Source organism: Pseudalkalibacillus salsuginis, assembly GCF_021646685.1.
Taxonomy (GTDB): Bacteria; Bacillota; Bacilli; order Bacillales; family Fictibacillaceae; genus Pseudalkalibacillus; species Pseudalkalibacillus salsuginis.
Genome location: NZ_JAKJHW010000002.1, coordinates 88,316 through 106,822, shown reverse-complemented (window position 1 = coordinate 106,822; position 18,507 = coordinate 88,316). Strand labels below are relative to the sequence as shown.

Annotated in this window: 23 protein-coding genes and 1 other annotated feature; of the genes, 19 read left to right on the top strand and 4 right to left on the bottom strand. The window is 41.6% G+C overall.

Annotation, left to right across the window (positions count from 1 at the left end; all coding sequences use genetic code 11):
- Positions 1 to 19: 19 nt before the first annotated feature.
- From L1611_RS05705 to moaD, 7 genes are all read left to right on the top strand, one after another.
- Positions 20 to 238, top strand: a complete 219-nt coding sequence (locus L1611_RS05705; protein WP_236312143.1) for a DUF2922 domain-containing protein — start codon at positions 20 to 22, stop codon at positions 236 to 238.
- A 240-nt stretch (positions 239 to 478) separates the two neighbouring features.
- Positions 479 to 616, top strand: coding sequence for a YvrJ family protein (locus L1611_RS05700; RefSeq protein ID WP_236312142.1), 138 nt, complete (start codon positions 479 to 481; stop codon positions 614 to 616).
- A gap of 71 nt (positions 617 to 687) precedes the next feature.
- Positions 688 to 999 carry a metal-sulfur cluster assembly factor gene (locus L1611_RS05695; RefSeq protein ID WP_236312141.1) on the top strand — a complete coding sequence of 104 codons (312 nt, stop codon included), beginning with the start codon at positions 688 to 690 and terminating at the stop codon, positions 997 to 999.
- Positions 1,000 to 1,146: 147 nt separating this feature from the next.
- Positions 1,147 to 2,415 carry a molybdopterin molybdotransferase MoeA gene (locus L1611_RS05690; protein WP_236312140.1) on the top strand — a complete coding sequence of 423 codons (1,269 nt, stop codon included), beginning with the start codon at positions 1,147 to 1,149 and terminating at the stop codon, positions 2,413 to 2,415.
- Positions 2,403 to 2,933, top strand: a complete 531-nt coding sequence (gene mobB, locus L1611_RS05685; RefSeq protein WP_236312139.1) for a molybdopterin-guanine dinucleotide biosynthesis protein B — start codon at positions 2,403 to 2,405, stop codon at positions 2,931 to 2,933. The genes L1611_RS05690 and mobB overlap by 13 nt, the downstream gene beginning before the upstream one ends.
- 4 nt (positions 2,934 to 2,937) lie before the next feature.
- Entirely contained in the window at positions 2,938 to 3,408 is a 471-nt protein-coding gene (locus tag L1611_RS05680; protein ID WP_236312138.1) for a molybdenum cofactor biosynthesis protein MoaE, read from the top strand.
- Positions 3,401 to 3,637: a molybdopterin converting factor subunit 1 gene (moaD, locus tag L1611_RS05675; RefSeq protein WP_225067160.1), complete on the top strand. Its 237-nt coding sequence runs from the start codon at positions 3,401 to 3,403 to the stop codon at positions 3,635 to 3,637. Before L1611_RS05680 ends, moaD begins: the two co-directional genes overlap by 8 nt.
- A 470-nt stretch (positions 3,638 to 4,107) precedes the next feature.
- Here the strand turns inward: moaD and L1611_RS05670 are convergent, their stop codons facing one another.
- On the bottom strand, positions 4,108 to 4,920 hold the full coding sequence (locus L1611_RS05670; RefSeq protein WP_236312137.1) for an undecaprenyl-diphosphate phosphatase: 813 nt from the start codon (positions 4,918 to 4,920) through the stop codon (positions 4,108 to 4,110).
- Between the two features lie 168 nt (positions 4,921 to 5,088).
- Between L1611_RS05670 and L1611_RS05665 the strand changes: the two genes are divergently transcribed.
- The 3 genes from L1611_RS05665 to L1611_RS05655 all read left to right on the top strand — a co-directional run bounded on the left by L1611_RS05665 (position 5,089) and on the right by L1611_RS05655 (position 6,543).
- Positions 5,089 to 5,385 carry a hypothetical protein gene (locus L1611_RS05665; RefSeq protein WP_236312136.1) on the top strand — a complete coding sequence of 99 codons (297 nt, stop codon included), beginning with the start codon at positions 5,089 to 5,091 and terminating at the stop codon, positions 5,383 to 5,385.
- 161 nt (positions 5,386 to 5,546) lie between these two features.
- On the top strand, positions 5,547 to 5,726 hold the full coding sequence (locus tag L1611_RS05660) for a YjzC family protein (RefSeq protein ID WP_236312135.1): 180 nt from the start codon (positions 5,547 to 5,549) through the stop codon (positions 5,724 to 5,726).
- A gap of 94 nt (positions 5,727 to 5,820) precedes the next feature.
- Positions 5,821 to 6,543, top strand: coding sequence for an amino acid ABC transporter ATP-binding protein (locus L1611_RS05655; protein ID WP_236312134.1), 723 nt, complete (start codon positions 5,821 to 5,823; stop codon positions 6,541 to 6,543).
- Positions 6,544 to 6,687: 144 nt separating this feature from the next.
- Here L1611_RS05655 and L1611_RS05650 read toward each other — a convergent pair whose 3' ends face one another.
- Positions 6,688 to 6,867, bottom strand: a complete 180-nt coding sequence (locus tag L1611_RS05650) for a YjzD family protein (protein ID WP_236312133.1) — start codon at positions 6,865 to 6,867, stop codon at positions 6,688 to 6,690.
- A 281-nt stretch (positions 6,868 to 7,148) separates the two neighbouring features.
- Here L1611_RS05650 and L1611_RS05645 point away from each other — a divergent pair, with 281 nt between their 5' ends.
- From L1611_RS05645 to L1611_RS05610, 8 genes are all read left to right on the top strand, one after another.
- The gene (locus tag L1611_RS05645; RefSeq protein WP_236312132.1) at positions 7,149 to 7,892 is read left to right on the top strand and encodes a M35 family metalloendopeptidase; all 744 of its coding nucleotides are present in this window, start codon (positions 7,149 to 7,151) and stop codon (positions 7,890 to 7,892) included.
- Positions 7,893 to 8,099: 207 nt separating this feature from the next.
- Positions 8,100 to 8,804 carry an NAD-dependent epimerase/dehydratase family protein gene (locus L1611_RS05640; protein WP_236312131.1) on the top strand — a complete coding sequence of 235 codons (705 nt, stop codon included), beginning with the start codon at positions 8,100 to 8,102 and terminating at the stop codon, positions 8,802 to 8,804.
- A 134-nt stretch (positions 8,805 to 8,938) separates the two neighbouring features.
- A complete protein-coding gene (locus tag L1611_RS05635; protein ID WP_236312130.1) occupies positions 8,939 to 9,892 on the top strand; it encodes a BMP family ABC transporter substrate-binding protein in 954 nt (317 codons plus the stop codon).
- Between the two features lie 21 nt (positions 9,893 to 9,913).
- Entirely contained in the window at positions 9,914 to 10,102 is a 189-nt protein-coding gene (locus L1611_RS05630; protein ID WP_236312129.1) for a ComZ family protein, read from the top strand.
- Positions 10,103 to 10,468: 366 nt separating this feature from the next.
- The gene (locus tag L1611_RS05625; protein WP_236312128.1) at positions 10,469 to 11,404 is read left to right on the top strand and encodes a beta-ketoacyl-ACP synthase III; all 936 of its coding nucleotides are present in this window, start codon (positions 10,469 to 10,471) and stop codon (positions 11,402 to 11,404) included.
- A 23-nt stretch (positions 11,405 to 11,427) separates the two neighbouring features.
- Entirely contained in the window at positions 11,428 to 12,666 is a 1,239-nt protein-coding gene (gene fabF, locus L1611_RS05620; protein WP_225067149.1) for a beta-ketoacyl-ACP synthase II, read from the top strand.
- Positions 12,667 to 13,084: 418 nt separating this feature from the next.
- Positions 13,085 to 13,309: a YuzI family membrane protein gene (locus L1611_RS05615; protein ID WP_265738372.1), complete on the top strand. Its 225-nt coding sequence runs from the start codon at positions 13,085 to 13,087 to the stop codon at positions 13,307 to 13,309.
- Between the two features lie 111 nt (positions 13,310 to 13,420).
- Positions 13,421 to 14,170 (top strand): YjbA family protein, encoded by a 750-nt coding sequence (locus tag L1611_RS05610; protein WP_236312127.1) that lies wholly within the window; start codon positions 13,421 to 13,423, stop codon positions 14,168 to 14,170.
- 349 nt (positions 14,171 to 14,519) lie between these two features.
- On the opposite strand, the gene trpS is transcribed toward L1611_RS05610, so the two are convergent.
- Both trpS and L1611_RS05600 read right to left on the bottom strand, forming a co-directional pair.
- Complete coding sequence (gene trpS, locus L1611_RS05605; protein ID WP_236312126.1) at positions 14,520 to 15,515, bottom strand: tryptophan--tRNA ligase; 996 nt, start codon at positions 15,513 to 15,515, stop codon at positions 14,520 to 14,522.
- A 54-nt stretch (positions 15,516 to 15,569) separates the two neighbouring features.
- Positions 15,570 to 15,825 (bottom strand) — a binding site (T-box leader).
- A 58-nt stretch (positions 15,826 to 15,883) separates the two neighbouring features.
- Positions 15,884 to 16,246, bottom strand: a complete 363-nt coding sequence (locus tag L1611_RS05600) for a DUF3899 domain-containing protein (protein ID WP_236312125.1) — start codon at positions 16,244 to 16,246, stop codon at positions 15,884 to 15,886.
- Between the two features lie 422 nt (positions 16,247 to 16,668).
- Here L1611_RS05600 and L1611_RS05595 point away from each other — a divergent pair, with 422 nt between their 5' ends.
- Positions 16,669 to 18,345, top strand: coding sequence for a peptide ABC transporter substrate-binding protein (locus tag L1611_RS05595; RefSeq protein WP_236312124.1), 1,677 nt, complete (start codon positions 16,669 to 16,671; stop codon positions 18,343 to 18,345).
- Positions 18,346 to 18,507: the final 162 nt, after the last annotated feature.

Sequence of the window (18,507 nt, the reverse complement as noted above, 5' to 3'; positions counted from 1 at the left end):
TAAGAAAGGAGGGATCTTCATGGCCAAACAAATTGAATTGTTGTTTGAAAACGAAGAGGGAAAGACAGTCCGTATATCCCTTGATGAACCAGTGGAACCTGTAGACACTGTAGCATTGGAAACAGCAATGGATCAGATTTTAGCTGAAAATGCATTCGTTTCTTCAGGTGGTGACCTGGTCGCGAAAAAAGGAGCTCGTATTGTAGAGCGAAATGTCACAGATATTCCATTATCATAACTTGTTTCAGGGATCGGCTTATTTGTAAGTCGATCCCTTTTTAAAGGATAAGAATTTTGGTTGCGGTGAATTGATGTCCGGTTCCAACGCCCAACCACTTGGATCACTTCAGTCCTCCTGCGGCGGCAAACAGCCTCCTCGTCGGACTTCCATTGACCTTCGTGGATGACCAGGGCGTTTCCGCTTTTCTTTACTTGATTATAAAAACAATGACCTAAATAGCCTGAAAGGGGTGAGGAGATGGAACAATGGGTTTCAGTGATGAGTGAGTTCGGTTTCCCTGTGGTCGTAACCCTATATTTACTCCACAGGATTGAGGCGAAGCTTGATTCATTGAATCAATCGATCAACAATCTTCCCAACCAATTGAAAGGTTGATGCGGAACATTTTATGTCATCCTGACAATAGGTTATACTATTCATAGAAATCGAAATGGAAGGGGTTCATTATGGCTAACGAAGAGGTAAAAGAAAAGTTGATGGAAGCATTAGAGGATGTGGAAGATCCTGAATTAGGTGTCGATATCGTCAATCTTGGCCTTGTATATGATGTTGAGCTTGATGAAGAAGGCATGGCAAAAGTGACGATGACGCTGACGGCTATGGGCTGTCCATTAGCTGGAACAATCGCTAATGATGTACGCAACGCATTGATCGACTTTCCAGAAATAAAGGACGTAGATGTCAATATCGTCTGGAATCCGCCTTGGACGAAAGACAAAATGTCGCGGTACGCTAAAATCGCCCTTGGTATCCAATAAGACATTTGAGAACACATGAACAATGGATTGATCCATCTAGGATCGATCCATTTTTTTTGACCAGGAGTGTACACCAACAAATGAATTCGTGAAACTGGATCGAGTCTTTGCTAAAATAAAGGTGTAATGATAAAGGTGGTGACTACAATGGTCGTTGAACGGAGAAAACCAATACAGATTGGAGAAGGGGTAAAAAGGGTCATGGCCCATCCTTTGAAATCTAAATCTGAAGAACTGAACATAGAAGAGACATTGGATCGATTTTTAGCAGAACCGATAATAGCAGATCACGATGTACCACCATTCGACCGCTCGCCATATGATGGGTTCGCCTTAAGAGCTGGGGATACAAAGCATGCTTCTGCTGAAACACCAGTTCAACTTGAGGTCATAGAAGAAATTGGCGCTGGTCAAGTCGCTACGTCCCAACTACGGCAAGGACAAGCGATCCGGATCATGACCGGAGCATCAATTCCGGATGGGGCAGATGCAGTGTCCATGTTTGAGGTCGTCAAGGAATATGAAAAAGACATGAAGCAGATGATCGAAGTTGGCAGAAAGTTTACACCTGGCCAAAACATTGCCCGACAAGGTGAAGATACAGAAAGAGGGACTGTCCTCATTAAAGAAGGAACACGGATTACACCAGGTGTTACTGCCTTATTAGCTACATTCGGCTACAAAACGGTCAACGTTTATCAAAAGCCCAAAATCGGCATATACGCAACTGGCACAGAGTTGCTGAATATCGATGAACCGTTGCAACCAGGGAAGATCCGTAATTCCAATGCATACATGATTTCAGCCCAGATCAGGAAAATGGGTGGTGATCCACTGTATTTAGGTAAGTTAGCTGATGATTTTGAGGCATGTTTTAGGGCTATTTCTACAGCGTTGGAGGATGTGGATGCTCTTGTTACTACAGGAGGAGTCTCCGTTGGTGATTATGACTATCTACCAGCTATATATGAAAAACTTGGTGCGACTACCCTTTTCAATAAAATTGCGATGCGCCCCGGAAGTGTAACGACCGTGGCAGAATATGAAGGGAAGTTGTTATTCGGATTATCCGGAAACCCCTCTGCTTGTTTTGTCGGCGGTGAGCTTTTCGTGAGACCGTTTATCAAGCAAGCAGTAAAGAGTATGCCTTATCTTGCAAAAATGAAAGCTGTGTTAGCGAAGGATTTCCCTAAACCGAATCCATTCACCAGATTGGTACGCGGGAAAATCGAATACGCTGCCGAGGGAGTCCGTGTAGCTCCGACAGGTCTGGATAAGTCGAGCTCTGTCACTTCAATTGCCAAAGCCGATATATTCATCGTCCTTCCTGGTGGAACGAGAGGTTTTCGAACTGGTGACGAAGTGGAAGTTCTGTTGTTCAACAATGAAAGTGACCAGAATCCATGGGAAAAGTGATTCATGATATCCCAGTCTTACAAATTGTAGGCTATAAAAACAGTGGGAAAACGACCTTTATCAAAAAAGTTATAAGGCAGTTATCAAATGAAGGGTATCGTGTCGGAGTCATCAAACACCATGGACATGGTGGATCACCAGATATGATTGAGCCTGGGGATACAGATACAGCTCAATTTCAAAATGAAGGCGCCTATATGACAGCAGTTGAAGGAGAGGGCATTCTCAATATAAAGGTGAATGGATGCTATTCCATTCACCTTGATCAAATCGTGATGATGTATAAGCTGATTCCACTGGATGTTATTTTAATAGAAGGATATAAAAAGGCTCATTACCCGAAATTCCTTATGGCCAGGGACAATCAAGATTTGATGGAACTGTTGGATCAATGCGTTAATGTGGTAGGCGTTATAACTGATCGAATGGAAGAGGAATCTGAATTCCTCATCTTCCAGACTAGTCAGGCTGCCGAATTTACGGAATATATCAAGGAAAAGTTTTTTAAACGGAGATGAAACCATGGCTAAACATTTTTACATCACTAAAGAGCCGATTGACATAAATGCAGTAGTTAAAAACGTCACCCACCCACATGCAGGGGCAATCAATACGTTCATCGGAACAGTAAGGGAGATGACGAAAGGGAAGCGGACATTGTTTTTGGAATATGATGCCTATATTCCAATGGCTGAAAAGAAGCTGGAGCAAATCGGTTCGGAAGTCAACAGCAGATGGAAGGAAGCACGTGTTTCAATCGTTCATCGGATCGGTCGGTTGGAGATATCGGATATTGCTGTTGCCATAGCTGTCTCGACCCCTCATCGGGCAGATTCGTATGAGGCTAGTCGTTATGCGATCGAACGGATTAAAGAAATCGTCCCAATCTGGAAAAAAGAACATTGGGAAGATGGCGAAGAGTGGATTGGAGATCAGCTTGAAAAAACGGTATATCCATCTGGAAAACCTGGAAAGGAGCACCTGTATGATTAATGTATTACTTTTTGCAGGGTTGCAGGAGAAGGTTGGGAAGAGTGAAATTTTGGTCGATAAAGACATATTGACAATAGACGAGCTTGTCTCCCATATTCGGGAAATAGAATCCCGTCTTGATTTGACAAATGTAATGGTCGCTGTGAATGAAGAACTCGTAAATGATCCGGACCAAGTTATCCGGGCTGGTGATACGGTTGCATTGTTGCCGCCGGTCAGTGGTGGTTAAGAAGTGGCCTTCCGCTTTTGATCACAATCATAACAACAAAGGCTTTGTTCTGTTTTGACTCCATTGAAAAAGCCATCCATACAGTAAATGGGCTTTTGACAGACGTCGCATTTTCCGATGTACTCTTTCAAGTCGAATCCTCCTTTATAATATAGAGCATCAGAGCCATGATGATCGCTCGGTATTCATTCAATATCTCAGAAGGCGTTCTGAGGCCCTCAAAATCGTTTTTTAAAAAGCTAATAAAGTAAAAAAATTTGTTTTCGAAGATGGAATGTCTAGCTCCAACGCCCAACCACTTGGATCACTTCAGACCTCCTGCGGAGGCAATAGCCTCCGTAAGAGGACCTCCAGTGACCTTCGTGGCTGACTTGGGCGTTTGTGCTTTTTTGGGGTTTTCAGGGTCCCAGGAGGCCGTTCTGAGTCTTTCAAATCGCTTTAACAACCCGCTTTGTTAGACGTAAATTGCTTTACATAAATAAAATCACTAATGGTCCTACGATGAAGCAATAGATAGCAAAGTATTTCAAATTTCCTCTGGCCATGATCCCTATGAGCCATTTCAATGAAATATATGAGGCGATGAATGAGATCAAAAAGGCTACGAGATATGGAATCAATAATTGATCCAGTAGCGGATCATCTTTAAGGTCACTGAAGCTTAAAACCATTGTTCCGATACTGACAGGAATATATAGTAAAAACGAATAACGGAGTGCGGTTTCCTGTTTCATTCCACGTCCCATTGCAGCTACTATCGTGGCTCCTGAACGGCTGATTCCCGGAATCAATGCGACTGCCTGTGCAAGACCGACAATAAGCGCATCTTTAATTGAAAGGTCTTGATCGTATTTACGCCCGCGCAGGTTTCGGATCAGCCATAATGCGATCCCGGTAACAATCAATGATGCTCCGACAACTTTAATGTCTTTCAAATTTTTAGATATGAAATCTTCCGCTAGTATTCCGATGACCGCAGCAGGAATCGTCCCGATGATCAGATAAATGATAAACATGAAATCTGATTTGTATTTACGGTCTCTTGTCATTGTAAAATTCAGACCGTTCGTTGTAAGCCTGACAAGGTCTTCGCGGTAGATCACAAGGACAGCAAGCAGCGAGGCGAAGTTCATGAACACTTCAAAGCTGAACCCTTCAATATGTATGTCCAGAATCTTTTCTGCAAACACCATATGTCCACTTGACGAAATCGGTATTGGTTCTGTAATTCCTTGTACGAAGCCGAAAAATGCATATTTAAGCAATAAGATAAAGTCTTCCATTTGGTTCCTCCACATGTAAATCTTTAGTTTCTGATTCAAATCGCATGTTGTCATTAAACAATAAAACATTGAACTAGTAAAGAGATATTTCGTGACAATTATGTTCAACCTGTCCTTACACATTTTCAGCCCTGTGTGAATATCATGAAAATGTGAGGGGGGAAGGTCGTGTCTTATCGTAAATATATGAAAGCCTTAAACAAGCATAACCAAATGATACAAAAACAGTGTAAGAATCATATAAATCAATATGTCCAGTGCCATATGATGGACGGAGGAATGTATGAGGGATATGTCGAAAAGGTTGATAAACAGAACTTATACTTAATAATAGAAGTAAAGTACAAGAAAAAACCTGGAATTCAACCGCGACAATATATGGGGTTCCCTGAGCCAGGCTTAGGGTTTGAACGGATCACCTTGCCTCTGCAATTCCTTACAGCTATTTCACTTGTTTCCTATTGATGATAGAAAGTCACCTTTAAAAGGTGGCTTTTTTTCATTCCTTATCATTATTCAATTAGCAACAATTAGTAAACAGCCTTTCTTACATAATTGATGAGTATTGATGACAGATAATTTATGAGCGATGGGTTATCCTACGTAATAAAAAGGAGGGATTTTTGATGGGACAGAATCATCAATTCAACCCAGGACAAAAAGCACCAAACAATGGAGTTTATGTTGAAATCGGTGAAACAGGAAGCATGGTGAACGACCCGAAGGAAATCAAATTACATGCAGGTGATCCATTTCCGGTAACAAGCAACCAGAATCGGAAATGGACATATAAACGGAAACCATGATTTTAAAACGCTAGTTGTTGATGCACTGCCTATCTCGACTCAACACTTTCAGCCAGCAATGTGTTAAACTACATTGGGAGGAGATGGGCTATAAATGATAAAAGTACAAAATTTGAAAAAGTCATTTGGGGCACTGGAGGTATTGAAAGACATCAGTGCAGAAATCAAGCAGCAAGAAGTCGTGTGTGTAATCGGGCCTTCCGGTTCCGGCAAATCCACTTTCTTAAGATGTCTGAACTTGCTTGAACCGATCACCGGTGGCAAGGTTTATATAAAAGGTATTGATATTACTGCCAAAACAACGGATATCAACAAACTTCGGACAGATGTAGGTATGGTGTTCCAACAGTTCAATTTGTTCCCTCATAAAACAGTACTGGAAAACATCATTTTATCCCCTATGAAAGTCAGGAAATGGGACCGCAAAAGGGCTGAACAAAAAGCTCATGAACTTCTTGCGAAAGTTGGGTTATCCGAGAAAGCGACTGTATATCCCGACTCGCTTTCAGGAGGTCAAAAACAGCGTGTTGCCATTGCAAGAGCCTTGGCAATGGAACCTGAAATCATGCTCTTTGATGAACCTACTTCTGCACTGGACCCTGAGATGGTCGGTGAAGTTCTGGAAGTCATGAAGCAACTCGCAAAAGAAGGCATGACAATGATTGTCGTCACACATGAGATGGGTTTTGCTAGAGAAGTCGGTGATCGTGTGATTTTTATGGATGAAGGATATATAATCGAAGAAAATGAACCGAAAGAGCTTTTCTCAAACCCACAAAATGTCCGGACAAAATCGTTTTTAAGTAAAATATTATGAAGTATGACGGGACTGGCTACCATCAGTCTCGTTTTAGTTTTTGAGGCGATTTATCTCAACAACTCGTAAATTATCTCGAAAACCAGGGGCATGACCACATTCTATCAAATAAAAAAAGTGACTCAAAAACCTGAGTCACCCATTTCAATCTGCTGTTTCGTCCTTTATCCCCGCATCACCTAATACAAATACGAACAAAGCGAAAACAAGTCCGATTCCAGATGCAAGTCCGAAGCTGTATTCTCCGCCTTGCATTGAGCTTAATACATAGAAAGCCATATTGCTCAGCAATAATGCCCAGATTATTGTCCAAATGTAACGCATATGATCACCTCTAGAATAATATGTAGCAATTTACACTCCAAAAAATATAAGTGCAATTAGGGCTCAGCGTTGGCCAAGGCTCTGCTTTGCCAAGTTCCCTTTTCCAATTCATATTGTAGCACAAATTGCCCCCTATCAAAACGATTTCACGAAACTTCCAAAAAAAGTTCATCATTTGCATCCTCTGGACATAAGGATAACGAAAATTGGGCGAAAAACCTATTCTCTTTTCCTTTTCTCGCATACATTAACTAAGAATGAAGAATAAGGTGTGATTCAATTTGAGTAATAACCTCCACCGATTTATTAAAATGAATGACCAGCACGGAATCATTCATCTACCTGAACGGCCGAATGGTTTTGCAATTGCCATCATCGGCGATACTAATCATTTTGTATCAGATCAAACAAGCTCATGGATCCAACATCCCGAGCGGAGGAAATTCATAGATGAACTGTGCCGGTTTGGCTATACGGTCTATTACTCGAACCTTTATGGGCGCCACTGGGGCAATGAACGCAGTGTTGAACTTCTGCACAGGCTGTATCATGCAATCATCAAACAAGAAATCCTGAATTCTAAAATCCATATTTTCGCTGAGGGAATGGGAGCGTTATCAGCCCTGAAATGGATGCACCGGCATGAGGGACTCATCCGTTCAGTCGCCTTTATGAATCCATGCTTCAGCTTGAAAATTCATGGGGAAACGGTTATGGAGCAAAAGCTTTTCTATAAGCAATTCCATCGTGAAATCAGTAAAGCCTATGAACTGTCCGAAGATGAAGCAACGATATTCTTGGTAAAGGACAAAGGAATGTACGAATATCCTTCCAAGTTACCAGTGAAAATATGGCATAATATGCAAGGGACACCTTACTCTTTTATAAAACATAGCAGAGCATATGAAAAGTTCAGAGAAGAAATCGGCTCACCGATTGCGTTAACACTTCAACTTCCTGGCGGGAAATATGATCTTGTACAAAAAGTAAGAACGTTTTATCAACAACATGAGCTTGAATTATAGGGGGGACCAATGTAACTCATCATTTAAGAAAGTACTATGATGGATGACTTTGGAGACCCCTGCCATACTTTTATGGGCAATGTACATAACAACCCGCTGAATTTCAGTAATGGGTATTCAATCATGAAGGTACCGGGATTTAGTTCATATTTTCATTTTCAAAAATAAGATAGTAATAGACTGAAGAAAAATGGAGGGCCCTGTACTATGAAAAATATCCTGATTACAGGAGCAGCGGGAGAGCTGGGAATACTCCTTTGTAATGAATTCATCAATAGGGAAATGGACGTGTATGGAATTGATCATGCAGAAAGGGATGGACATATCGGCCTTGATTTGATCGGGAGAAATGCTTTTTTCCATTTTTATAATCAATCCATAGAAGAGGTTGATTGGGAGGAATTCGAACATATTGACTCTATATTTCACCTTGCCCAAACCTTTCCTGAAACAAACGAGCTGTCAGAGTTGAAATCAGTGATCCAACAGCATCAACGGAATATGAAAAAGGTTGCACAATTTGCAGCTGAGCAAAATAGTAGGATTATCCTTGTGTCTACGATGGATGTATACGGGAATGAAGATGAACCTACTCAGGCAGATCGATCCCCAAAGCCGGCCAATTTGTATGGAACGTTGATGCTGACAGAGGAAACTTTCCTCTCAGAGGCTGCAGAGCATCATGAGGTCATTTATCATATAATGAGAATCCCTAACGTTTCGGGCTGCAGCAACCCGATCATGGAGGGTTGTTACACAATTGATAAATTAGAAAAAGCAGGAGAAATGGACCATAATAGAGAAATCAGTAATAACTTTACAATTACAAAAGAGAGGTTTATCATGTCCTGTAATCAGTTATTAAAGGGTTCACAATCAGAAAAGATTACCACCTTTTATGGGAAGACTTAGCATTTCTTTGGATTTTAAGTTGAAATCTTTAATGAATTGAATTTAGTACTCTTGTTATATTTCGTTCCCGTTTGTAAATCGATTATACTACTAGTAGTAATAATGTCGTGGTAGTAAAGAGGAGAGGAAATGGAATGACAAAGATAATCCCTTTCCTGATTGCATTTTTCCTTCTTACTCTAACAGGGTGCCAGCAAGCATTGAATACCGGAGAGTTAGAGAGTGTTGGACTTTTGATTGAAGATACCATTACCGATAAAGGTTGGGGTACAAAAGGTTATAAGGGCTTACTTCAAATTAAGGAAGAACTCGGTAAAGAAGTATTCTATCGTGAGGAAGTAAAATCAAAAGCACAAGTACGATCAGCAGTCAGAGAATTTCAAAAAAACGATGTAAATCTTGTCTTCGGTCATGGGAAGCTATACGCCCCAATATTTATGGAAATCAAGGCGGAATTCCCGGATATGCATTTCGTAAGCTTTAATGGTAAGGTTAGCGGGGAGCGAATAACGAGTATCCATTTCGATTCCTATGCAATGGGTTACTTTGCTGGAATGATTTCTGGCGCGATGACTGAAACAGGACATATCGGGATGATAGCAGCATTTCCATGGCAGCCTGAAGCTACTGGTTTCCGTGAAGGTGCCAACATGTATAATGAAGATGTGGAAACCCATATCGACTTCGTTGAAGACTGGGGCGATAAAAATCGGGCTTTCGCTATTTTAAGGGAAATGACTGGACAAGGTGTGGATGTCTTTTATCCTGCAGGGGACGGTTATACAGTATCAGTCATCGAACGAATCAAAGAACAAGGGCATTATGCAATCGGCTTTGTCTCCGATATGGCCGATCTTGGTGAACAAACAGTTCTGACAAGTACGATCCAACATGTTGATCGCCTCTATGTCAGGATTGCCCAAAAGTATAATGAAGGGCAGCTCCAAACCGGAAACATCCATTACGATTTCCAAGAAGAGGTCATCTCTCTTGCCCCATTCAGCGACGAAGTCCCAAAAGAGCTCCAAGACCAAATCAACTCACTAGTCGCAGAATATAAAGAAACCGGAAAGCTCCCACAACCATAATTTTATTGGAGGAATCACAGTATGGATCAAGAAAGAAGCATGAAGTTCATGCAAATCGCAATGACCCACTTACCAGAAGCAAAGCAAATGATGGAGGATAAAGGTGTAGAATTATCAATGGAAGATATTCAACCTATCGTGAACATCCTCATGAATGTTATGAATGATGCCTATGAATTAGGCAGATCAGAAGCTTCCGAAGAAAAGTAAAAGGCTTTTTATGTAGTGTAAGGTATACATAACCATAACTTGTAAGAACCTTCACAATACAATTCTCAGAAGGTTCTTTTTCATGAAATAAAATAGATAATTCCAGTGCCATTCGTGGCTGTTCAAATCGTTTGCGCTTTTCTTGATGTCTAGCTCCAACGCCCAACCACTTCAGACCTCCTGCAGCGGTGACAGCCTCCACGCTCGGTCCTGGCAATAGGGTCTTGCCTGGCTCACTTTTCACGCAGGAGTACTGTTGGATAATAGTAAAAGATAATAACTGGACAATAGATAAATATTGGATTAAAATTAGTACCAAGTCATAATATAAGATACTAAGAAAGTCATACAAAAAGGGGTTATAAGATGAATGCAGGCGTAATCGGAATTGGCAGATATGTCCCGGAACGTGTGATGACCAATGCAGATCTTGAAAAAATGGTCGATACATCAGATGAATGGATTCGTACTAGAACAGGTATTGAAGAAAGAAGAATTGCTGAAAATGATATGGATACATCCCACATGGCAGAAAGGGCCGGGAAAGAAGCGTTAAGAGATGCCGGACTGGACGCTGGTGATATTGATTTGATTTTGGTGGCGACGGTAACCGGTGATTATGGATTCCCGTCTGTTGCCTGCCTGATCCAAGAACGCTTAGGAGCTGTAAATGCGGTTGCCATGGATATCAGTGCTGCATGTGCAGGTTTCATTTATGGTATGATAACGGCAAAGCAATATATCGATACAAATACTTATAAAAACGTGCTTGTCATCGGAGTGGAAAAGCTGTCCAAAATAACGGATTGGGAAGACCGGAATACGGCAGTATTATTTGGGGACGGTGCAGGTGCGGCAGTTATCGCACCAGTAGATGATGATAAAGGGATCTTATCCTTTGATATGGGGTCTGATGGGTCAGGAGCCAAATATCTATACCAAAACGGTGACCATTTATACATGAATGGACGTGAAGTATTTAAATTCGCTGTCAGACAAATGCCAGAATCATCATTGAAGGTCGTCGAAAAAGCTGGCCTGAAAAAAGAAGACGTAGATTTCCTGATCCCGCATCAGGCGAATATCCGAATTATGGAAGCGGCACGTGAGCGTCTGGGTTTACCTCAAGAAAAAATGGCTTCGACAGTAGCGAAATACGGGAACACATCATCTTCTTCAATTCCGATTGCGCTAGTCGAAGCGCTGGAATCTGGAAAGGTAAAAGACGGAGACGTACTTGTACTTGTAGGTTTTGGTGGAGGGCTGACCTGGGGTGCAGTTGCGTTAAAATGGGGAAAATAGTTTTTAAGGAGCTGATTTAGACTATGAGTAAACGAGTTGTTATTACAGGACTCGGTACTGTCTCTCCACTCGGTAATGATACAGAGACAACCTGGACGAATATCATCAATGGAAAGTCAGGAATCGGGGAACTGACAAGAAGGGATAAAGATCAATTTCCTGCAAAAGTTGCCGGTGAAGCGACTGAGTTCGATCCTGCCAAATTCATGGATAAAAAAGATATACGTAAGATGGATCGATTCACTCAGTTCGCAATCGCAGCAACCCAAATGGCTGTAAAAGATGCTGATTTGACAATCACAGAGGAAATCGCGCCAAGAGTAGGTGTTTGGATCGGTTCAGGGATCGGCGGTATGGAAACTTACGAACAGCAATTCCAGATTTTTATGGAAAAGGGACAGCGTCGTGTCAGCCCTTTCTTCGTACCGATGATGATCCCGGATATGGCTTCAGGCCAAGTTTCGATCATGCTAGGTGCAAAAGGGATCAATTCATGTACCGTGACAGCCTGTGCATCAGGAGCGAATTCGATCGGAGATGCCTTTAAGGCGATCCAGCGGGATGATGCAGATATCATGATTACTGGAGGGTCCGAAGCGCCGATCACAAACATGGCATTAGCTGGATTCTCATCAGCAAAAGCATTATCTTTTAACCCGGATCCTTCTTCTGCCAGTCGTCCATTCGATGCCAACCGTGATGGGTTTGTAATGGGTGAAGGTGCTGGAATCCTTGTTCTTGAATCGTTGGAATCAGCCCAAAAACGCGGAGCCAGAATTTATGGTGAGATTGTTGGATATGGGGCTACCGGGGATGCCCACCATATCACTCAACCGGCTCCTGGTGGAGAAGGCGGCGTCCGCGCGATGAATATTGCTTTGCAGGATGCAGGAATGTCACCGAATGAAGTAGATTACTTGAACGCACATGGTACAAGTACTGACTTTAATGATAAATATGAAACAACGGCGATCAAGTCGGTATTCGGTGAACATGCACAAAAGCTTGCGATCAGTTCTACCAAATCGATGACGGGTCATTTGCTGGGTGCCGCAGGTGCTCTGGAAGCGGTCCTTTCCATTAAGTCGATTGAAAACAATATTATGCCACCGACGATCAATTATGAAACGCCAGACCCTGAATGTGATCTGGATTATGTACCGAATGAAGCCAGAAAAGGCGAAGTCAATGCAGTCATGAGTAACTCATTAGGCTTTGGAGGGCATAACGTAGCGCTATTATTCAAACGATTCACTAATTAATTAATTAATTAATACGATTGCACTTCATCGAAACAAAATTTCTATACTTTCTTACCCCTGTAAAAAGGCTGATGAGAATGGATTTTTCTCATCAGCCGTCTTGTCTACGCCTAACCACTTGGATCACTTCAGTCCTCCTGCGGCGGTCGACACATTGAAGTACTACTTAAGATGTTGCCCACGCAGAACCGAACTTTGTTTGCTCGAGCCTCCTCGTCGGGCCTCCTGTGACCTTCGTGGCTGATCAGGGCGTTTGCGCTTTTCTTTATGAAAAAGTTTGTAGTTGAAACTAACTTCTTATTACGTACATTATTATAGAAGAAACTTGGGAAAAATGAATTGTTGTCATAACCTGGCCACATGTCCCATATAGTGAATAAACACGTCTGTACAAGCACTCTTACGGGGGATGAGGGCTTTGATCTTTCGATTATTCTTATTATTGCTCGGGTTCAGCTTTGCTGTATCAGGAGGCGTCAGTTTGATCGCCTTTCTAAACTTGATCACGACAGGCCATGGCTTCGTTAACTATTTTTACTTTATTTTGACACGTGTAGAATCCATACTTTTCATTTTAGGTCTAATCTTGGTTTGGGGAAGTATTTATTTGCCTTCCCAGAATAACCGAGACGATGAGAGGTGACGAAAAGGTACAATTGTCGACTAAAAAAAACCCGATTCTCGAATAATTTTTCGGCCCTCTGACTATACTGATTCTAACAAAACAGTAAATCCTGTAAAGTGAGGGGTATACATGTTGTATTTAAGAGACGTATGGGTCAACTGGTTCGAAGGTGAAGAGAATGGCTATAATGTTTGTGAGTTCCATGAATGGAGAAAAGAGGACTTCATCGAGCTGTTGGATCAAGTACCGATCATCAAGATGGAATCACTTCTTTTAAACTACATAGAAAATGACCTGAGTGAATTACCAGGTGAACTGCTGAGCGAAGTGAAGAACAAAAGCTACATCCGTAAAAACAATCAGAGAGAGCAAATCGAATACTGCATGATTGCGACAGACGGAAACAGATGCCTTGTGATCGATACGATGGGATATAAGATTCCAATCCGTAAAAGCAGGATGATACCACGCCAGGAACAATTGGTTTATGAAATGGCAGAAGAATTGGATCCGAAGCTTTATTCCTTCAATGTAACCAGCGAACAGAAAAAGGAATATCATATCCTTTCACCCGACCCAAAGGACATGAAAGGACTGACACGCCGTGAACGACAGCTGAAACAACTGTTATTCATGGCACTTGATCAGATGTATACGAGCGGGAATACTGCTGAAGCAAGGTATTGGTACACAGAATGGATACCGGAAAAATACAGCGACATACAGATGATGAGTTTTGATGAAGCCTGGAGGGCATTATACCTCGAAGTGTGTCAGGGTTGGACACCTAAGCATCAGTCGATTTGTGAACGGTTGATCAAAGGACAACCTTATTTCGAGAAAATATGGGAATTGGAAAAAGGTACACATGTGAATTGATTGAGGAGCTGACCAAAATTAGCTCCTTTAACCATTTGCATGGCAGAAAATAAATGGAGTTATAGGGTTATGATGTAACGTTCAAAAGCCCGAAAGGATAGCATATCAGAAAGGAGATCGAGGAATCCGAAGTGTCTCATACGGTCAAGCTCTCTAAGGAGGATCGGAATGGAAACTGTGATGGTATGTATGTTTTTACCAGGTGGACATACTGATTGAAGAACCGAGGGATGGGAATCTGATGACTTGCGTCAGGTTCACATATAAGCAAAAGTAACCCGCAAAAAAAGATCGAAGCAATGAGCGAACAATAAGAAAAAAGGATGACCCTGCCGATCATCCTTTTTTCTTACTTCTTTTTCCTTTTACGTTCCAATCCCATTGCCCTTTCAGTTTTTGCGAGCATTTTGTTTGCTACCGATTCAGCTTTCTCTGCACCACGATCAAGGATGTCATCGAGTTCTTCAGATTCCAACAATTCATAATACCGCTCTTGGATCGGTTTAAGTCGGGATATGACTGCATCGGCCACACCTTCTTTAAAGTCGCCATACCCTTTCCCTTCATATTGAGCTTCTAATTCTTCAATCGACTTGCCTGAGCAAAGTGAATAGATGGTGAGAAGGTTGGCGACGCCCGGCTTATTCTCTTTGTCGAACTTGACTTTCGCCTCAGAATCAGTAGTCGCACGCTTGATTTTTTTACGGATGGTTTTCTCATCATCGAGCATTGAAATATATCCATTCGGGTTTTCACCAGACTTGCTCATTTTTTTCGTTGGTTCACCAAGATCCATGATACGAGCCCCGAGTTTCGGGATATGGATTTCAGGAATTGGAAAAATGTCATTATACTGTTTGTTGAATCGCTCAGCCAAATCCCTCGTCAATTCAAGATGTTGCTTCTGATCATCCCCGACAGGTACGATATTGGTCCCGTACAATAGAATGTCCGCTGCCATCAATGGGGGATAGGTGAGAAGTCCAGAAGATACAGCGACACGATTTTGAGATTTATCCTTGAATTGCGTCATCCTTTCAAGCTCGCCGATATAAGAGATACATTGCATGATCCATGCCATCTTGGTGTGGGCGGGTACTTCGGATTGGATGAAAACCGTCGACTTCTCTGGATCAATTCCGATTGCAAGATATAATGCAGCTAATTTCCTGGTATTATCCCTTAACTCCAGTTTATCTTGCGGGACAGTGATCGCGTGCTGGTTCACTACACAGAAATAACAGTTGTTTTCTTCCTGGTACGTTACAAAGTGCTTCAATGCACCGAGGTAATTTCCCAGGGTAGGAAATCCGGTCGGCTGTACACCTGAAAAAATGGTTGCCATAAAAATCACTCCTTAAATGAATAACGAAAATAAAAAACGCGACACAACCGTCCATTATGGGACGATTGCACCGCGTTGCCACCCAGTTTTATTCATAAGAATCTCTCAGTTCTCTGCGTACAAGCAAAAGCTGTTTTTACAGAGTGTCCAGGATAACGCAGGGACTATACGTCAAAGCCTACTCCACAACAGGTGTTTCGGTTTGAATGCTCAGAAGCCCATTCCACTCATGCCCTTATCTGTTCCCACCAGCCACAGACTCTCTTCGAAAGGGGGGATGAAGTGTACTTTTCTTCCTCATCACATAGGTTAATGATCGATTGATTGAATTATCGATAGTATATCCAATTCGTTTTTGAATTGCAACATCAAATATTGAAGGAGATCAACACTGTGGTCAAAAATCCGATCAGACCAGTAATCAGTAAAGGATCTGAATAAGTATATTCAAACGCTTCTGACGGCAGGTGCATATTCTCGACGTCATCCATGATTTCTCCCATCCTGGTACCTTTCTTCATAAGTCTTCTGAAGCTGTGTGTGAAAGCATCGAAGAACCCGCCTCTTGTAACAAACATCAGTCCGCCGACCATGATATAAAGCATTGAAACTAAGAAAACGGAGTTGATGAACGTAACAACTGTAATCTTATCGTAGTAAAAAAATGCGAGTCCAAAACCGATAATCAGTAAAATCGCTAAAAGATATGATGAGCGTTTAATCAATTGCATCCTGTCACCTCATATCGATGATACACGATAAGAGATTATAGAAGCAATATCTTTACATAGTTAAACGAGGTGTAATATGTCAAAATATTAGAAAATGAATGACAATTGAATGAGTCATTCATCCTTTATACCGTTAAATCCTTTTAAATCAATACTTCAGTATATTCTTTATACAATATTTTCAATTTTTAAGCACGAACTACTTACAATTGCCAAAATTTAAAGTAGGCATAAAGTCCTGATTATTGTTATGAAACCGTAATGAACAAAGGTTTTTTGTAAAATATATTAAAAAAGTGCATGCAAAATTTTGTGAAAACTTGTATAATACAAAATGTGAACGGAATTCCTTAAAAAATCTGACATTTCATAAGGAATGCGTTTTCAAAATTTCACCAATATTTAGGGGAGGTCATTAAGACATGAGAAAGTCAAAGTGGTCATTGCTTTTAACACTGACTCTAGTGTTGAGCATGTTCCTAGCTGCATGTAGCGGCGGCGGAGGAAATGATGGGGAGTCTTCCGACGGCAACAGCGGCAATGATGGAAAAGATGGCGGAAATACGGATGTACCTCAAGTATTGAATATACTTGAAAGCGCAGAGATCCCGACAATGGACTCTGTAATGGGAACTGATGCTGTAGCGTTCCAAGTTATGGCTGAGACTATGGAAGGTCTTTACCGTCTTGGAGAAAACATGGAGCCTGTAGAAGGTATGGCAGAAAAGCATGAAGTAAGTGAAGATGAGAAGACTTACACGTTCCACCTTCGTGACGCACAATGGTCAAATGGAACTCCAGTAACAGCTGACGATTTCGTTTATGCTTGGAGAAAAGCTGTAAATCCTGACACTGGATCTCAATACAACTTCATCATGGGCGACCTTAAGAATGCTAACGCTATCATGGCTGGCGATATGAAACCAGAAGAGCTTGGCGTTGAAGCAGTAGATGAAAAAACATTAAAGGTTGAGCTTGAGCAGCCAGTACCATACTTCATCAGCTTGACTACGTTTGCAACATTCTTGCCACAAAACGAAGAGTACGTTGAAGGACAAGGCGATCAGTATGCGCTTGAAGATGAGAACCTTATCTACAACGGGCCTTTCACCCTTACTGATTGGAAACATGAAGAAGGTTGGGTACTTAAGAAAAATCCTGATTACTGGGATGCTGAAACTGTAAAATTAGATGAAATCAACGTTAAAGTCGTTAAGGAAACTTCTACTGGGGTTAACCTTTACGAAACTGGAAAGATCGACCGTGTAGGTCTGTCTTCTGAATACGTTAACAAGTATAAAGAGCATGAAGACTACAAGACATTCGAAGAGCCTGTCATGTTCTACCTGAAGATGAACCAGGAAAACGAAATTTTAGCGAATGTTCACATTCGGAAAGCGATTCAAGCAGCAGTCAACAAGGAAGACCTTGTTAACGTCATCTTGAACAACGGCTCTCTTGCAGCTAACTATTTCGTTCCAAAAGGATTTGTAACTCACCCTGAAACAGGTGAAGACTTCCGTGAAATCAACGGAGATCTTATCAAATCTGATCCAGAAGTTGCAAAAGAACATTGGGAAAAAGGTTTAGAAGAATTAGGTAAAGAAGAAGTCACTTTAGAAATCCTTGGTGGAGATTCTGAAGTAGCTAAGAAAATGGACGAATACCTCAAGAACCAGCTTGAAACGAACCTTCCTGGATTGACAATCAATCTTAAGAGTGTTCCATTCCAACAGCGTTTGGATCTTGATGATAACATGGAATATGAGCTCCAAAATTCTGGTTGGGGACCTGACTATGCTGATGCAATGACTTTCATCGACATGTGGGTAACTGACGGCGGACATAACAAGACTGGATTCTCTAATGAGAAATACGACAAGCTTGTTAAAGACGCTAAGACTACATTGACTTCTGAACCTGCAAAGCGTTTTGAAGCAATGCTGGAAGCAGAAAAGCTCTTGATCGAAGAAGAAGCAGTACTTGCACCTCTTTACCAACGTGCTCGTGCTCAACTTTGGAAGCCTTACGTGAAGAACGTTTACCAAAACTCATTTGGGCCTGACTACAGCTATAAGTGGGCTTACATCGAAAAGTAAGTTCAGCACTAAAGTTTAGTCAGTAGAGGGAGAGTATCAGGAGAGTATATGTCGCCTGAATGACGTATACTCTCTTTTTCCCTGTTATCGGATTGTTTTTTGAAAATAACAAAAGTAATATTGAACTTCTTCAATAGATAAAAAAAGGCATACATGGAGGTG

What these genes read in the sequence shown, in the direction of transcription:
- fabF (WP_225067149.1), top strand. Translation starts at nt 11,428, where the DNA reads ATGAGTAAACGAGTTGTTATTACAGGACTCGGTACTGTCTCTCCACTC.
- L1611_RS05690 (WP_236312140.1), top strand. Translation starts at nt 1,147, where the DNA reads ATGGTCGTTGAACGGAGAAAACCAATACAGATTGGAGAAGGGGTAAAA.
- L1611_RS05700 (WP_236312142.1), top strand. Translation starts at nt 479, where the DNA reads ATGGAACAATGGGTTTCAGTGATGAGTGAGTTCGGTTTCCCTGTGGTC.
- L1611_RS05630 (WP_236312129.1), top strand. Translation starts at nt 9,914, where the DNA reads ATGGATCAAGAAAGAAGCATGAAGTTCATGCAAATCGCAATGACCCAC.
- L1611_RS05670 (WP_236312137.1), bottom strand. Translation starts at nt 4,920, where the DNA reads ATGGAAGACTTTATCTTATTGCTTAAATATGCATTTTTCGGCTTCGTA.
- L1611_RS05705 (WP_236312143.1), top strand. Translation starts at nt 20, where the DNA reads ATGGCCAAACAAATTGAATTGTTGTTTGAAAACGAAGAGGGAAAGACA.
- moaD (WP_225067160.1), top strand. Translation starts at nt 3,401, where the DNA reads ATGATTAATGTATTACTTTTTGCAGGGTTGCAGGAGAAGGTTGGGAAG.
- L1611_RS05660 (WP_236312135.1), top strand. Translation starts at nt 5,547, where the DNA reads ATGGGACAGAATCATCAATTCAACCCAGGACAAAAAGCACCAAACAAT.
- trpS (WP_236312126.1), bottom strand. Translation starts at nt 15,515, where the DNA reads ATGGCAACCATTTTTTCAGGTGTACAGCCGACCGGATTTCCTACCCTG.
- mobB (WP_236312139.1), top strand. Translation starts at nt 2,403, where the DNA reads ATGGGAAAAGTGATTCATGATATCCCAGTCTTACAAATTGTAGGCTAT.
- L1611_RS05635 (WP_236312130.1), top strand. Translation starts at nt 8,939, where the DNA reads ATGACAAAGATAATCCCTTTCCTGATTGCATTTTTCCTTCTTACTCTA.
- L1611_RS05610 (WP_236312127.1), top strand. Translation starts at nt 13,421, where the DNA reads ATGTTGTATTTAAGAGACGTATGGGTCAACTGGTTCGAAGGTGAAGAG.
- L1611_RS05625 (WP_236312128.1), top strand. Translation starts at nt 10,469, where the DNA reads ATGAATGCAGGCGTAATCGGAATTGGCAGATATGTCCCGGAACGTGTG.
- L1611_RS05695 (WP_236312141.1), top strand. Translation starts at nt 688, where the DNA reads ATGGCTAACGAAGAGGTAAAAGAAAAGTTGATGGAAGCATTAGAGGAT.
- L1611_RS05680 (WP_236312138.1), top strand. Translation starts at nt 2,938, where the DNA reads ATGGCTAAACATTTTTACATCACTAAAGAGCCGATTGACATAAATGCA.
- L1611_RS05650 (WP_236312133.1), bottom strand. Translation starts at nt 6,867, where the DNA reads ATGCGTTACATTTGGACAATAATCTGGGCATTATTGCTGAGCAATATG.
- L1611_RS05600 (WP_236312125.1), bottom strand. Translation starts at nt 16,246, where the DNA reads ATGCAATTGATTAAACGCTCATCATATCTTTTAGCGATTTTACTGATT.
- L1611_RS05640 (WP_236312131.1), top strand. Translation starts at nt 8,100, where the DNA reads ATGAAAAATATCCTGATTACAGGAGCAGCGGGAGAGCTGGGAATACTC.
- L1611_RS05595 (WP_236312124.1), top strand. Translation starts at nt 16,669, where the DNA reads ATGAGAAAGTCAAAGTGGTCATTGCTTTTAACACTGACTCTAGTGTTG.
- L1611_RS05655 (WP_236312134.1), top strand. Translation starts at nt 5,821, where the DNA reads ATGATAAAAGTACAAAATTTGAAAAAGTCATTTGGGGCACTGGAGGTA.